At 46.2% G+C, this 14,404-nt stretch carries 15 protein-coding genes; 7 read left to right on the forward strand and 8 right to left on the reverse strand.

The window, feature by feature from the left end:
* Positions 1-70 precede the first annotated feature (70 nt).
* The gene (locus C7B77_RS10260; protein ID WP_245894151.1) at positions 71-1,465 is read right to left on the reverse strand and encodes an SbmA/BacA-like family transporter; all 1,395 of its coding nucleotides are present in this window, start codon (positions 1,463-1,465) and stop codon (positions 71-73) included.
* A 91-nt stretch (positions 1,466-1,556) separates the two neighbouring features.
* On the opposite strand from C7B77_RS10260, the gene arfB reads away from it, so the two are divergent.
* The 4 genes from arfB (at position 1,557) to C7B77_RS10280 (ending at position 6,023) form a co-directional block, all read left to right on the forward strand.
* A complete protein-coding gene (gene arfB, locus C7B77_RS10265) occupies positions 1,557-1,967 on the forward strand; it encodes an alternative ribosome rescue aminoacyl-tRNA hydrolase ArfB (RefSeq protein WP_106303738.1) in 411 nt (136 codons plus the stop codon).
* A gap of 262 nt (positions 1,968-2,229) precedes the next feature.
* Complete coding sequence (locus C7B77_RS10270) at positions 2,230-4,896, forward strand: DEAD/DEAH box helicase (protein WP_106303741.1); 2,667 nt, start codon at positions 2,230-2,232, stop codon at positions 4,894-4,896.
* A gap of 282 nt (positions 4,897-5,178) precedes the next feature.
* The gene (locus tag C7B77_RS10275) at positions 5,179-5,562 is read left to right on the forward strand and encodes a hypothetical protein (protein ID WP_106303744.1); all 384 of its coding nucleotides are present in this window, start codon (positions 5,179-5,181) and stop codon (positions 5,560-5,562) included.
* Positions 5,559-6,023 carry a type II toxin-antitoxin system VapC family toxin gene (locus C7B77_RS10280; protein ID WP_106303746.1) on the forward strand — a complete coding sequence of 155 codons (465 nt, stop codon included), beginning with the start codon at positions 5,559-5,561 and terminating at the stop codon, positions 6,021-6,023. Before C7B77_RS10275 ends, C7B77_RS10280 begins: the two co-directional genes overlap by 4 nt.
* Before the next feature lie 69 nt (positions 6,024-6,092).
* On the opposite strand, the gene C7B77_RS10285 is transcribed toward C7B77_RS10280, so the two are convergent.
* A complete protein-coding gene (locus tag C7B77_RS10285) occupies positions 6,093-6,488 on the reverse strand; it encodes a J domain-containing protein (RefSeq protein ID WP_106303748.1) in 396 nt (131 codons plus the stop codon).
* A gap of 96 nt (positions 6,489-6,584) precedes the next feature.
* Here C7B77_RS10285 and C7B77_RS10290 point away from each other — a divergent pair, with 96 nt between their 5' ends.
* Positions 6,585-7,343 (forward strand): ATP-binding cassette domain-containing protein, encoded by a 759-nt coding sequence (locus C7B77_RS10290; protein WP_106303751.1) that lies wholly within the window; start codon positions 6,585-6,587, stop codon positions 7,341-7,343.
* Positions 7,344-7,532: 189 nt separating this feature from the next.
* Positions 7,533-9,062 carry a glycine betaine ABC transporter substrate-binding protein gene (locus tag C7B77_RS10295; protein WP_106303754.1) on the forward strand — a complete coding sequence of 510 codons (1,530 nt, stop codon included), beginning with the start codon at positions 7,533-7,535 and terminating at the stop codon, positions 9,060-9,062.
* A 167-nt stretch (positions 9,063-9,229) separates the two neighbouring features.
* Here the strand turns inward: C7B77_RS10295 and C7B77_RS10300 are convergent, their stop codons facing one another.
* Positions 9,230-9,730, reverse strand: coding sequence for an orange carotenoid protein N-terminal domain-containing protein (locus C7B77_RS10300; protein ID WP_106303757.1), 501 nt, complete (start codon positions 9,728-9,730; stop codon positions 9,230-9,232).
* A 222-nt stretch (positions 9,731-9,952) separates the two neighbouring features.
* On the opposite strand from C7B77_RS10300, the gene C7B77_RS10305 reads away from it, so the two are divergent.
* Entirely contained in the window at positions 9,953-10,369 is a 417-nt protein-coding gene (locus tag C7B77_RS10305) for a nuclear transport factor 2 family protein (RefSeq protein ID WP_106303759.1), read from the forward strand.
* A gap of 50 nt (positions 10,370-10,419) precedes the next feature.
* On the opposite strand, the gene C7B77_RS10310 is transcribed toward C7B77_RS10305, so the two are convergent.
* From C7B77_RS10310 to C7B77_RS10330, 5 genes are all read right to left on the reverse strand, one after another.
* Positions 10,420-10,707, reverse strand: coding sequence for a hypothetical protein (locus tag C7B77_RS10310; protein ID WP_106303761.1), 288 nt, complete (start codon positions 10,705-10,707; stop codon positions 10,420-10,422).
* A gap of 90 nt (positions 10,708-10,797) precedes the next feature.
* Positions 10,798-11,076 (reverse strand): hypothetical protein, encoded by a 279-nt coding sequence (locus tag C7B77_RS10315; RefSeq protein WP_106303764.1) that lies wholly within the window; start codon positions 11,074-11,076, stop codon positions 10,798-10,800.
* 253 nt (positions 11,077-11,329) lie between these two features.
* Positions 11,330-11,830, reverse strand: a complete 501-nt coding sequence (gene rimI / locus C7B77_RS10320) for a ribosomal protein S18-alanine N-acetyltransferase (protein WP_106303767.1) — start codon at positions 11,828-11,830, stop codon at positions 11,330-11,332.
* 131 nt (positions 11,831-11,961) lie between these two features.
* Positions 11,962-13,734 (reverse strand): aspartate kinase, encoded by a 1,773-nt coding sequence (locus C7B77_RS10325; RefSeq protein WP_106303770.1) that lies wholly within the window; start codon positions 13,732-13,734, stop codon positions 11,962-11,964.
* Positions 13,735-13,866: 132 nt separating this feature from the next.
* Positions 13,867-14,404: proton-conducting transporter transmembrane domain-containing protein (locus C7B77_RS10330; RefSeq protein WP_281261346.1), on the reverse strand; the 538-nt coding region annotated here is incomplete at its 5' end.

Consider the following 14,404-nt stretch of genomic DNA (forward strand, 5'->3'; position numbering starts at 1 on the left):
TAAATGGTTTCGCCTACTTGTCGAGAAATGCTTAAACTATCTTCATCCAGTTTACTATTATCCCGCCCACCTACTTACCTTGACCGATCGTGCCAAATTCTACTTTTTTGGCAAAATACAAAGGCGCGACAATCAAGTATGGAACTAATCGGGCAAAATAGTTGTATGCGTATTGAAAAATGTCTAGTAGTGCGAACCAAATTATCAACAAATCGTAGTTTCTAATCGCTCGACTCAAACGACCTTCAACCTGATTGCGCTCTAGGGTTTCGCCTTGATAGAAAGCAATCGATTCGGCATTGTCGCGGACGTGAACCATCCCGTAGCGGAAATCACCTTCGAGCCGCAATTGATTAAAGTTAATTTTGATGAGTTTCGTACCGATCCAAATGGCTAAAATACTGCCAATAGAGACATAACCTACCAATCCAAATGTTAGTTCGGTAGAAATACTATAGAGAATTCCTGTAAATGCGATCAAATCTAATACTGAATTGAGAATGTCTAAAATCAAATCCAAAACAGTAGTTGTAAATGAGTTGACGTCTTCAGTTATCCGTTGATCTGGATTGTCAATATCTGTATTAGCAGCATTGGAGTCTAATTCATAATAAGATCGGTTACTAAAATAATCTTTTAGTAGCGTATTGGTGAGCCAAGCTCGCCAAAATAAGGCTAATTTCCGGCGCGTGTAACGGTAGCCAATCAAAATCGGAATTGCGACGACCAGAGTAATACCATAAACCCAAAGAAATTCCCAAAATACTTTAGGATCTCGACCATTGAGGGCATTATCGATAAATCGAAAGACATAACTAATCAGTACATTCAAGCTACTGACGATGAAGGCTAGAAACAGTAATAATCCTAGAATTAGCCATTGCTTCTCTCGTCCTTGCAGCTTGTGTCGATAAGCATAGAAAATACCACCACTGGCAATCAGCAGCACCAAAAAGATATAAGCAGGCAAAAATGTCAGGAGATTTTGAAATATTTCTAACGAGCTTTTTCCCAGACTAGAGAGAAACTTCAGGTAAATAATCTGATTGACCAGCCCCGCAAAGAATTGAGGGGCAAATTGGAAACCAATTAAAGATAAAGCGACAACAAAGAAAAAGGTAAACGACACAACAAATACTAGTTGTGTTAGAATTAAAAATAGAAACTGCCTCGAACTTCTCGCTCCAGGTGGATAGAAGTAAGGTTGGGCAATTTCTACAAGTCGCTGCCAAAGTTGGCGATCGAATCGAAATTTAAGTGACGGTTGGGACTGCGGTACTGCGGTCATAGTAGCTGAGGTGAGATCGTGGACATCAGGATCTTGAAGACGATTGCGGAGATTCTCCAAAGGAGAGGCTTTGCCAACGCGATTGTTTCCTTCATGTATATTAGCGTGCTGCGATCTGCTCGATCGAATGTAGCTAATCCCCAGGTCGTCAAATAGCAACCGTTCTGGCGCGGGCAACTTGAAAGTTAATATCGTCAGCAGCGAGAACCCAAACTCGTCTTAGCAACGATTCGACCCGATCGCACACTTACAAAATTCAAACTAGGTTATGTTGGAGATTTCTAAAAGTATCAGTATTCCCCTGAGTGAGATCGAGCTGAATGCCATTCGATCGCAAGGTGCGGGCGGACAAAATGTGAATAAAGTAGCGACGGCGATTCATTTACGCTTCGATATTATGGCATCATCGTTACCAGATCGCTATAAGAATCGCCTGCTGGAATTACGCGATCGCCGCATTACTAGCGACGGGATTGTCATCATTAAATCCCAAGAACATCGCACTCAGGAGCGCAATCGCGAGGAAGCACTCGACAGGTTGAAAGCATTAATTTTGAGTGTGGCGATCGTCGTATTACCTCGGAAGTTAACCAAGCCAAGCAAGGGACAAGTGCGGCGACGCTTGGCAGATAAAAAGCATCGATCGCAGATGAAAGAATCGCGGAAAATTGTAGAGTAGATTTAGTGCCATAGCACTCGATCGAGAGGAGTTGAGAGGGCAGATCCTCAAGCTTTGGACACTACCCCTTAACACGATCGCCAAGCGGAACACAGGCAACCAATCTAAAATCGGGTTGGGTAAAAATTTCGATCCTTACCAGCAAACGCGTTAGCTTCAAGACGATCGCGCCCGACCGTAATTTCCGAATATACTATAGAGTATCGAGACTTAGCTACCGCCACAATCTAACCTCGCGCCACTGTCTGTGAAGTTAAACGCTATGACCACCTCTGCTATTACTACCGAACAATTAAAAGATATATTTCCATTTCCACTCGACAGGTTTCAACTTCAGGCGGTAGATGCACTCAATGCCGGAAAATCGGTGGTAGTCTGCGCCCCAACTGGTTCGGGCAAGACGTTGATCGGGGAATATGCCATTCATCGCGCCTTACGACAGGGACGCAGAGTGTTTTATACCACCCCACTTAAAGCTTTATCCAATCAAAAATATCGAGATTTTAGGGCGGAATTTGGAGAAGGTAATGTCGGCTTGTTGACAGGGGATATCTCGATCGATCGCGATGCGCCGATCGTCGTAATGACAACCGAAATCTTTCGGAATATGCTCTATGGTACCCGCATCGGCGAAGTCGGCACTTCCATGGTGGGTGTCGAAGCCGTGGTGCTAGATGAGTGTCACTATATGAACGACAAGCAGCGTGGTACCGTCTGGGAAGAATCGATCATCTACTGTCCGCCGCACATTCAGCTCGTCGCGCTCTCCGCTACCGTTGCCAATAGCAAACAATTGACAGAATGGATTGGTGCCGTTCATGGTAGCACCGAACTGATCTATTCGGACTTTCGTCCCGTCCCGTTGGAATTTCACTTTGTAAATCCCAAAGGAATTTTGCCATTACTCGACCCTAATACAGCCAAACTCAACCCCAAGCTCAAAACCCATCGTCCGACAGGCAGCCGCAAAGCGGAAGATGTCCCCAGTATTGGCTTTGTCGTCAGCAAGCTCGCCGAGCGAGAAATGTTACCTGCTATCTATTTTATCTTCAGTCGGCGGGGGTGCGATAAAGCTGTCGCCGAGATGGCAACGATGCAATTGGTGACTCCGGCTGAATCAGCTCTACTCAAGATTCGCATCGACGACTTTCTCGATAAAAATCCCGAAGCAGCGCGGGTGGGACAGGTAGAACCACTGTATAAAGGCGTTGCTGCTCACCACGCAGGCATTCTCCCCGCGTGGAAAGCACTGGTAGAAGAATTATTTGGCATGGGTTTGATCAAAGTCGTCTTTGCGACAGAAACCCTCGCCGCCGGGATTAATATGCCCGCCCGAACGACAGTCATTTCCAGCCTCTCCAAGCGTACAGACCAAGGACATCGCCTCTTGACGGCATCGGAATTTCTCCAGATGGCAGGACGTGCTGGACGGCGCGGTAAGGACGTGGTGGGCTATGTAGTAGCCACTCAGACGAGATTTGAAGGAGCCAAGGAAGCCAGCGACTTTGCCACATCCGCACCCGATCCCTTGGTGAGTCAGTTCACACCGACTTATGGGATGGTTTTAAATCTACTCCAAACTCATACCCTAGAGGAAGCTAGAGAACTCGTCGAACGCAGTTTTGGGCACTTTACCAAGACGCTTCATCTGTTGCCCCAACAACAGAGCATCGGCGATATCAAAAAGGAATTGAGCACTCTCCAGGAAAGCTTGAGCAAGATCGATCCTAACGTTTTAGCCGACTATGAAACCGCTCACTCCCAACTCAAATTAGACCAAAATCAGCTCAAAAATCTCCAACTTTATACCGAACAAGTCCAAGCCGGACAAGTCAGCAAGCAATTACCCGCAGCCTTCCCAGGGACGATCCTCAGTCTCAAAGGCAAACACGTCCCCGTCGCTACGCCATTACCCGCCGTCCTCGTCACCAAAATTGCCGGATCTGGCTACAAACCTTCTCTAGTCTGTCTGGGACAAGATAATAAATGGTACGTCGTCAATCATCAAGATGTCGTCGCCGTCCACAAACATTGGTCGGAATATGGCGGCAAACAGCGGGTACCGCAGGTAGTATCCCTGCTCCCACCTGCGGATATGCCCCTCAAACCCGGACAAGTCCGCAAGGGAATGACCCTAACTGCCGAAATTGCCCAAAGCATCCCCAATCTCGAACCGCCAGCCACCGCCGAATTGACAGCTCAAGTCAAAACCGTCGCCGAACTCAAAACCAAGCTCGAAAACCATCCTGTCTGGGAATGGGGTAACCCCGCCACATTGCTCAAACGCTACCGCCGCCAAGCCACATTAGAACAGGAGATTAAAGATCTCCAAGATACACTCCAAACCCAACTCGATCGACATTGGCAAGAATTTCTCAATTTAATTGAGGTATTGCGCCAAGTCAACGGCTTGCAAGGCGTCCTACCCACCCGCATCGGTGAAGCCGCCGCCGCCATTCGTGGCGATAACGAGCTATGGATTGCCCTCGCGCTGATGTCTGGTTATCTAGATACTTTGGATCCGCACCACTTAGCCGCAGTCATCTGCGCGCTGGTATCAGAAACCCCCCGCTCCGACAGTTGGACGAATTACGATCCGGCGGACGAAGTAGTCATGACCCTCAGTGCTTTACGCGGCTCCCGCCGCCAACTATTCCAAATCCAACGTCGCTACCAGGTAGCTCTCCCCGTCTGGATGGAGTACGAGCTAGTAGGTATCGTCGAAAACTGGGCGTTGGAAGTATCGTGGACGGAGCTATGTAGCAATACCAATCTTGACGAGGGTGATATCGTGCGGATGTTGCGCCGCACGGTGGATCTGTTATCGCAGATTCCCTATGTACCTCATGCTAGCGATGCTTTACAAGACAATGCACGACGGGCGATTCAGTTGATCGATAGATTCCCGATTAACGAATCGATCGCATAATTAGCCTGTATTGTGATGTTCTAGTAGTCGAGGATTGTTTTAACAAATCTCTGTTGCTGATATTGAAATAAATAGATTATATAATGCTAGAACTATTATTGTTACAGGGAATTTTAACTAATGGTCAGATCGAAGAAATACTGAATGCCCCAACGAAATCCTGAGAATAGAGTCTTTTTACGAAATTAGATTGTATGGCTGGCAGACATCATAAATATGTTATTTATAGCTTTCACTCTTAAATCCCTCTAGCCTGTAGTAATTTTAACAGAGGTGTAAATTATGCTAAAGCCAATTCAACTACCTAGTGGTAAAATTATTGACATAGATAAATGTCTAGCTATCATTCCAGGATCGACATCAACAGATAGTGAAGTAGTTTTATCGGGAATAGAACATCATCTCCAGATTGACTCGATCGATCTGGAAACTCTAAATGCTGCAATTCAACAACAGATAGTTTCTCAACCCCGATATGCTTTTGAATTCCGGACGATCTCTCAAGATCTAGAAAGACGAGATCGAGTAAGCGATCGATTTGAAGCTCTACGCCAGAAACGATCTGAGTTATCTACTCAACCAGATGCAGATAGAGCATTTGAGGTCTTTTCAAAATTAGTAGATGCCGAACGTGCTAGCGGACAAAAATTGTATAGCTTAGAATGATTATTTTTATTGACTCTAGTGTATTGGGACAGTTATGCAATCCTAATTCTACAGACGATCTAACCAGATTAGATAATTGGTTCGAGCGAAGTTTGATTCGTTGTACAGTTGTTAGTTCGATGGTTTGTGATTATGAAGTTCGACGGGGCTTACTGCTAACGAAAAAACAAGGATTAATTGCATCGGGAATACCAATATTAGATGATTTACATCAATTAATTGATTTTTTACCTGTAGATCGAATAGTTTGGAATCTAGCAGCGGATATTTGGTCAACAGCCAGAGTTAGCGGACAACCAACGGCTGGAGATCGAAATCTAGATGCAGATATGATTATATGTGCAACTTGGCAGGATTTAGCTACTCGTTATCCAGGCCAAGAAGTAGTTATCGCCACAACGAATGTTAGACATTTGTCAAGATTTACGAATGCTGTAAAGTGGGAAGATATAAGTATTTGATGAAGCCCTCACCATGTAAGCTGTCGATCTCGATCGTAGTTGGGCGCATTTTCTTAATTTAGATTCCCACTACTGTTTTTCCCAGTGGTAACGAGCAAAACCAGCCCGATACTCCATGACTTGCCCGTGTAGTTCCCAGATTTCTAGCGGGGGTTGGAGTTCGATGAGTCGATAGGTAATCCAGCCGCGCTTGTAGCCGCGCCTTTCCACGATCGATAACAATCGTTGGTAGACAACAAACCAGTCGCTGAGTGATGTTGGGGGTGGAGCAGAGCGATCGCGAATGTGGGGTTTGGTGGGTGCCAGATGATGGGTTAGTTGCTCGTAAGCATCATTAATCGCCACCATAGCGGCGTGAGTACCGCCACGATCTGGATGATTGTTTGCCGCAGCTTGGCGGTAGGCTGACTTGATTTGAGCTAGGGATGCGTGGGGCGATATGCCGAGAATTTGATAGGGGTTCATGCACCTGGAGCGGATCTAGCGATCGGAGACTGTCGATCCCCAACGCAAAATGTACGCTACGATCGAGTTAATTGACTTGCCGAGATTTACTATTCTATGCCCCAATCGTCAGAAATTGCTGTGGAATTTCGAGATGTCAGCTTTGAGATAGATCGGCGGAAGATTCTAGCTGACTTGAATCTGAGCATTTATCGAGGGGAAACGATCGTGTTATTAGGGCGCAGTGGTAGCGGCAAAACTACAATGCTCAAATTAATCAATCGCCTCGCAATTCCAACTACTGGCGTAGTCTCGATCGACGATCGATCGACTGCCGATTGGGATACGATCAAACTCAGACGCCGAATCGGTTATGCAATTCAGGATATCGGTTTGTTTCCGCACTTTAATGTCAGCGAAAATATTGGATTGGTACCTTCATTAGAGCGGTGGCAAACATCGCGCATCGAGGCACGAGTTTACGAGCTGTTAAACTTGGTGGGATTAGAACCAGAAGTATTCGCGCGCCGCTATCCCCATCAGCTCTCAGGGGGGCAACGTCAGCGGGTGGGCGTAGCCAGAGCCTTAGCTGCCGATCCGCCGATTTTATTAATGGACGAACCCTTTGGCGCGCTCGATCCGATTACGCGGCTGGAATTGCAACGACAGTTTCTATATTTACAGCAACAATTAGGAAAGACGGTTGTTTTTGTCACTCACGATATTCAAGAGGCTTTTTTGTTAGGAACGCGAATTGGTTTGATGAATGAAGGTAATTTGGTGGTATTAGGAACTAAGGACGAATTGCTGCAATCTCAACATTCAGAAGCACGGGCTTTTATTGCTTGTTTGAATGCCTGGGAGATGGGTGGATGAGTGGATGGGTGTATGAGTGGATGGGTGGATGAGTGGATGGGTGGATGAGTGGATGGCTAATGGGTAAATGAGTAATGAGTAATGAGTAATGGGTAATAGGTAAATGATTAATGGGTAAGGGATGGTAATATCTCAATCCGCAATCCGCAATCAAAAATGGTATCACTATCAACTATTTAGGAGATTGTTTTGTTTTCAAATGAAGATGTTGCAGAAATAATTTTACGGAGTGGCGAACACTTAATTTTAGTGACGATCGCGATGATAGTGGCGATCTCGATCGGGATTCCGTTAGGGATTGCGATTACCCGATATCCCAAGTTAGCTCAACCCATTCTCGGTGTCGCAAATGCGCTCCAAACTATCCCCAGTTTGGCGATTTTTGGCTTTTTAATTTCTGTGCCATTTCTGGGCGGGATTGGTAAGAATCCGGCGATCGTCGCCCTGACTCTATACGCATTGCTCCCACTAATTCGCAATACTTATGTCGGCATAAATAGTGTCGATCGGGCGATTACAGAGGCCGGAAGGGGTATGGGCATGACCGATTGGCAATTGCTAACTCAGGTAGAGATCCCGCTAGCTTCAGGGGCAATTTTGGCGGGGATTAGAGTCGCAACGGCGATCTCTGTCGGTGTCGCCACGATCGCGGCGGCGATTGGTGGTGGTGGTTTGGGTGTATTTATTTTTCGGGGATTGGCAACGATCGATAATCGGTTGATTTTGATGGGTGCAGTACCCGCAGCCGCGATCGCTTTGGGTGCAGATTTGGCTTTAGGATGGGTAGAGCAGCGACTCACAGAGCAACCACTGCGGCGTGGGAAACTCGATCGAAAATATGCGATCGGGGGTGGAATTCTTGCCTTACTCATCGCCGGATTAGTTGGTATTAATTATTTTCAGGCACCGCCAACAATTGCGATCGGCTCTAAGAATTTTACCGAGCAAGTTATTCTGGGCGAATTACTCGCCCAGCAGATTGAAACGCATACAAATATTAAAGTCGATCGACAATTAAATTTAGGTGGTGCTTTTATCTGTCATGAAGCAGTCAAAGCTGGAAAAATTGCGGGTTATGTCGAATATACGGGTACCTCACTCATCCAAATTTTAAAACAAGCACCAATCAAAGATCCACAACTAGTATTCGATACTGTCAAACAAGCTTACGATCGCCAATTTCAATTGGAAGTTTTATCACCGCTGGGATTTGAGAATACTTTTGCCTTCATCATCCGCAATGAAGATGCCCAACGATTACAAATTAAGACACTTTCGGAAGCGGCTAAATATACGCCGCAAATGCGCGGGGGATTTGGCTATGAATTCCTAGAACGTCAAGATGGTTATCCAGCTTTAGCCAAGACTTATGGTTTGAAATTTGCCAAGATTCAACAGATGGAATTTAGCCTAATGTATCCCGCGATCGAGAAAAAGAGTGTCGATCTGATTGCTGCAAATTCCACCGATGGCTTAATCCCGGTGCTAAATTTAACGATCTTAGAAGATGATAAAAAGTATTTCCCGCCTTATCAAGCCGTACCTATTTTTAATCGAGCGACGCTAAAAAAATATCCGCAGATACAGCCAGTTATCGATAAATTAGCTGGAAAGATTTCTACTCAAGATATCCAGCAGATGAATTATCAAGTAGATAATAAATCTCGTCCTGTCGATCGAGTCGTGCGGGAATGGCTCAAATCTAAAAATTTGACTTAGATTATTTTAAATCGATGTTGCCCTCACCCCGCCATCGCTTAGTGCTCTGGATCCCCTTTCCCAAAATTGGGAGAGGGGCTGGGGGTGAGGGCAAGAAAGTTTTACTGGTACAAGAAGGTTGTATGTATTATCCTAAAAACTTAGGACTCATGCGATCGCGTGAATTTTTATAAACCAGTTGCCTCGTCGTGAGCGTTAGTCTCAGGATCGGCACCCATATTTGCTACTAAATTGCGTAAAACTGTAATTTGTTCGGAATGCTCCAATGCTTGAAGTTTAGTCAAGCATTGAGTCGCTTCTTCCGACATTTGATAGTCGGCTGGCATGGGGATAATTTCAGTCCGATCCATACCTTGGGCGAGTAAATACCAAAATAATAATTTGGTAGTATCGCTGAGTGCGCCATATTCCCGACTAATTAAGCTATTTTTGCCTTCTACCAAATCCCGTTGGATTTGTAATTGCTCTTCATGGCTCATTTCGGCAACTTGTTTGAACAAGCCTTCGGCAATCGTTGGTGCTGCGGTACTAGCTCCTGGTGCAGCAGGTGTAATTGATTTGCCAATTTCTTTATAAATGAACCACAATAATGCAAGCTGTTGGTCTGTGTCTAGAGCGGTAAATGTAGAAGTCATTTCCGGCTGAACATTAGAAATACTAGTTGTCACAATACTGTCCTAATTCGTCTCCTCTACAATACTCATAATCTATTCGGTGTCATACCTACTTTAGAAATAGATGACGATCGGTCAAAAGACAGATAGAATTATCTATTATTTGTGCTTTTATATTTATGTAATAACAAATAAAAATCGCGATCGAAAAGCCAGTGTTTTCACGATTCGCTATCTCGATTATTTGCTCCATTACAAAATATAAAACTGCCGATCGTGAGCATAAATCCTACATCCAATTCGGGACTGTTAATTGAGATCGATGGGATTGAAGAACCCACGATTGCTGCCTACTTTAGTGGATTGAATAGTGGTGAGTTTGCAGCTACCGCCGAGTTATTTGCCGAGAACGGTAGATTAGATCCACCGTTTGAAAATCCGATCGAGGGTAGAGAGGCAATCGCTAAGTATTTAGAGACAGAAGCCAAAGGAATGATTTTTTGTCCGGAGTCTGGCACACTGCTACTGAAAGATAACGATCTGGCTCAATATCACGTCCAAGGCAAAGTAAAAACTAATTACTTCACTATTAACGTAAGCTGGTTGATCCAGCTAAATACAGATCGAGAAATCTTGCTGGTAGAAGTCAAGCTTTTAGCAGCATTAGAAGAATTATTAAAGTTTAGTAAATAGTGAATAGTGATTAATTAGAGGTGCCAATCACTTAGCAGCTAATAACTCAATTACACGCCACGATCGCGTTCCATATCGTATAAGATTTTCTCCCAGTACCATTGCTCGGATCGATCGGGATTGCTGCGGCGCGCGCTATCGAGGAGACGTTCGATCCGCGCCATATCGTGTCCGGCAATGACGATCGCACGACGACGCGTATCGGGATCGACAGTACCTTTGCTCTGCCATTCCTCAAAAATTTGGTCGGCACGAGATTTCTTAGAAAAATGCTCTAGGGCGCAATACAGCAGCACCACGCCGATGATGATTAGCAGAACTGTCAAACCGATACTCATACGATGACCGTCAATAGACTACGATCGATATATTCACGCCTAAGTGCGGCAAAACCGGACAAAAATCTAACTCAATTGTGGATTGTGGATTTAAAGTTTTGATTCCTTTTTCGTTGCAATCATCGATCCACCCCACCCTATAGAAATCATGAACGTTAACATTGCCATTCCATAAGCTGCACTACCTTGCCCTATTTGAGATCGACCCACTTCTTGATAGTAAGCCTCTGCCACAGTATTTCCACCCTGAGATCTAAGCTCAGTTAACTCTTGTCCCGATTTCTGTAACTTGTACCCCGCGTCAGCAAAATTTGTAAAGGAAACAAGCCCTAGCAAAATTACCACGCAACCTAAGCCCTTCATCAACATAAATTTGTTTCGCTCGATACACATCTAGTAGCATTCCCAAACCTAGAAGAAATACTACAGAGTATGGATAAATAAGTGCAAGATAGTCCTTTAAACATAAACAGTACTCAGTTTTCGATCGCTTGGACTAGCGAAATGTGGGTCTAAATTTGGTACGGTGAGCGATCGTGTTCGAGATTCGATCGATAATGAAATATATTCGTATCGATCTCTTTATCTCATACCCATCTACCCATCCGCCCCTTTCTCTCCCTTAAACAACAATGTGCCTAAAATTAGGATCTTGCAAGCCGCCGCGCCACATGATGATGCCGTCTTCGCCAGTATCCTGATAGTATTTTTTACGGCGTCCGACTGTTTGGAAGCCATTTTTTTCGTAGAGCTGAATGGCTCCATGGTTGGAATCGCGGACTTCTAGCGTCGCTCGCGCCATCTCGATCGATCGAGCTTTGTCGATTAAGGCACTCAGGAGTAATTGTCCCAGTCCTTGGCGTTGATATTGAGGATGGATGCCGAGTAAGGTGATATGGGCTTCGTCTAAAATCGCCCAGAAGCAACCGAAACCAATGATTCCGGCTGTGTCTGGTGCGAAGGTTTTATCGATTGATACGCCGATAAAATGGCTATTTTCATTGGTCAATTCGCGCCGATAACTATCGATCGACCACAATCCTCCAAAGCATAAGCGATCGAGGATAACGATCGAGTCGATCTCTTCGACCGATATTGAGTTAACAGTTACATCTAAACCCACTTACGTATTGCTGAATTAGGTATTAGGCTTTAGGTATTGGGTGTTGGATATTTAGGTATTAGGATTAGCACGAATAATTAGCAAGACGCTTGCGTCTTCAAGCCTAAAGCCTAAAGCCTAAAGCCTGAAACCTATCCCAATCCAAACGCCCGATGAATAGTCTTAAGCGCATCGATACCTTGCGTTCGAGAGACTACACAACTAATTTTAATCTCAGAAGTCGAAATCATTTGAATATTAATTCCGGCTGTCGCTAGAGCATCGAACATTTTGGCAGCAACGCCAGGATTGCTAACCATCCCTGCGCCGACGATACTGACTTTAGCGATCGATTCATCGACGACGACAGCTCCACAGCCCAATTGTGTAGCGGAAGCGTCGAGGACGCGTTTGGCATCGGCGGCATCGTTTTGGGCGACGGTGCAGGCAATATCGCGCGTGGCGACACCATTGATGACGCGGGTGCGTTGGGATTGAATGATCGCATCTAGGCTGATATTATTTGCGGCCAAGATGCCAAATAACTCTGCTGCCATACCGGGACGATCCGGTACTTGCAGTATAGCCAATCTGGCACGATCTCGATCCAGGGCGACACCACGTACCGAGGGTGCCTTAACTGGCGGGGTATGACTCTCATTGGCAGAGGTAGAGATCTTAAACCGCTCGCAGAGTGCGGCAATCGCTCGATCGCAATCTTCAGAAGCAATCGTGCAACTGACTTTGATTTCTGAAGTCGAAATCATTTGGATATTAATCCCTGCATCGGCCAGGATTCTAAACATTTTGGCGGCTACTCCAGGTCTCCCGATCATCCCCGCACCAGAGATGCTGACTTTGGCAATATCGCCCGCTACCAGGATGCAATCGTGGCTGGGGACAAAGTTGTCATGCAGGACGGGAGAGATGGCTTCAGCGACCGCCTGGGCGCGTCCGATCGCTTGTTTGTGGACGGTAAAGGCGATGTCATTGGTATTACCTTCGTGGATCGATTGGACGATCAGATCGACATCGACTTGCTCGCGAGCGAGTGCGCCAAATAATTGTCCGGCAATCCCCGCGCGATCGGGTACTTGCAACAGAGCGATTCTAGCTTGGTCGGTCGTAAATCCGACGGCATCGACCGATCGGGCAATTTCCAAGCCTGTAAGGGGGCGCGGTGCGGGTACTGGGGAGACGACCCAGGTACCGGGATCGTCAGTCCAACTCGATCGCACGACTAGCGGGACGCCATAATTTTTGGCGATTTCAACCGCACGAGGATGCAATACTTTCGCGCCCAAACTGGCAAGCTCGAGCATTTCATCGGCAGTAATTTCGGTAAGTAACTTGGCTTCGGGAACGATGCGGGGGTCGGTGGTTAAAATTCCGGGTACATCGGTATAAATCTCACAGGCACTAGCTTTGAGAGCCGCCGCCAGGGCGACAGCAGAGGTATCCGAACCGCCTCTACCCAACGTGGTAATATCGCGATCTCCTGTCGCACTCACACCCTGAAACCCTGCCACGACGACCACTTTACCCTCTTTAAGGTGTCGATTGACGCGATCGGGAGAGATCTCCAAAATCCGCGCGCGGGTATGTTCGGCTTCGGTTTCAATCCCTACTTGCGCGCCAGTGAGGGAGATTGCAGGTTGTCCCAGTTCTTGGATGGCAATACTCAATAAGGCGATCGTCACTTGTTCGCCTGTCGATAGCAGCATATCCATCTCGCGCCGGGACGGCTGACTAGATAATTCCTGGGCTAGTTTCACCAATCCATCGGTGGTCTTGCCCATCGCCGAAACGACGACAACCAGATCGTTGCCAGCGTTGACTGTATCTACCACTCGGCGAGCGACTGCTTGAATTCGCTCTGGGTCACCAACTGATGTTCCCCCATATTTTTGGACGATTAATGCCATCTCTTTACTAAATATCCCCTTGATTACATTTAACTAATATTTGGGGGGTGAATTTTCCCCACCAAATCAAATCTGTGGTTTATGCGCAAGCTTGTTGGCTACAGCAGAGATCTACCCACCCCACTGGGCGGGTCACCCGACCAGCAGCCCTACGGGCACCCCTCCGAGGAGGGGATTTTCGACAAGAGCTGTTTGCGTACCTGTTTGAGGGAGAGAAGCGACGATGGCGTCGGTGGAAATTTGAGTGTGAGAGATGATGATGTTTGGTTGGATGCCGAGTAAAATAATCAGCGCGGCAAGCACGATCGCGGGAATGCGTTCGTAACCTGCGACTTTGGGTAAATATGTCAGATCTTCGGCTAGTTTGCCAAACAGGGTGCGATTGATGATGATGATGAAGTAGACAGATGTCAAACCCGTACTAGCCAAACAGATCAGTGTCGCAATCGGGAAAGCGATGTAGCTACCCTGGAAAGAGAGAAATTCGCCGATAAAGCCTACCATCCCCGGAATACCTGCACTCGCCATCATGGTTAAAATCGCCATGGCTCCGACAAAAGGTAAGCCCCGTTTGGGATTGAGCAAGCCGTGGAGTTTGTTGAGATCGCGCGAGCCAGTTTTGGCTTCAATAATACCGACGAGGTTGAATAATAAGGCGAGAATTAAGCCA

Source organism: Chamaesiphon polymorphus CCALA 037, assembly GCF_003003845.1.
Taxonomy (GTDB): Bacteria; Cyanobacteriota; Cyanobacteriia; order Cyanobacteriales; family Chamaesiphonaceae; genus Chamaesiphon; species Chamaesiphon polymorphus.

What these genes read in the sequence shown, in the direction of transcription:
- C7B77_RS10315 (WP_106303764.1), bottom strand. Translation starts at nt 11,076, where the DNA reads ATGTTGATGAAGGGCTTAGGTTGCGTGGTAATTTTGCTAGGGCTTGTT.
- C7B77_RS10310 (WP_106303761.1), bottom strand. Translation starts at nt 10,707, where the DNA reads ATGAGTATCGGTTTGACAGTTCTGCTAATCATCATCGGCGTGGTGCTG.
- C7B77_RS10280 (WP_106303746.1), top strand. Translation starts at nt 5,559, where the DNA reads ATGATTATTTTTATTGACTCTAGTGTATTGGGACAGTTATGCAATCCT.
- C7B77_RS10290 (WP_106303751.1), top strand. Translation starts at nt 6,585, where the DNA reads ATGCCCCAATCGTCAGAAATTGCTGTGGAATTTCGAGATGTCAGCTTT.
- C7B77_RS10285 (WP_106303748.1), bottom strand. Translation starts at nt 6,488, where the DNA reads ATGAACCCCTATCAAATTCTCGGCATATCGCCCCACGCATCCCTAGCT.
- C7B77_RS10275 (WP_106303744.1), top strand. Translation starts at nt 5,179, where the DNA reads ATGCTAAAGCCAATTCAACTACCTAGTGGTAAAATTATTGACATAGAT.
- arfB (WP_106303738.1), top strand. Translation starts at nt 1,557, where the DNA reads ATGTTGGAGATTTCTAAAAGTATCAGTATTCCCCTGAGTGAGATCGAG.
- C7B77_RS10325 (WP_106303770.1), bottom strand. Translation starts at nt 13,734, where the DNA reads ATGGCATTAATCGTCCAAAAATATGGGGGAACATCAGTTGGTGACCCA.
- C7B77_RS10270 (WP_106303741.1), top strand. Translation starts at nt 2,230, where the DNA reads ATGACCACCTCTGCTATTACTACCGAACAATTAAAAGATATATTTCCA.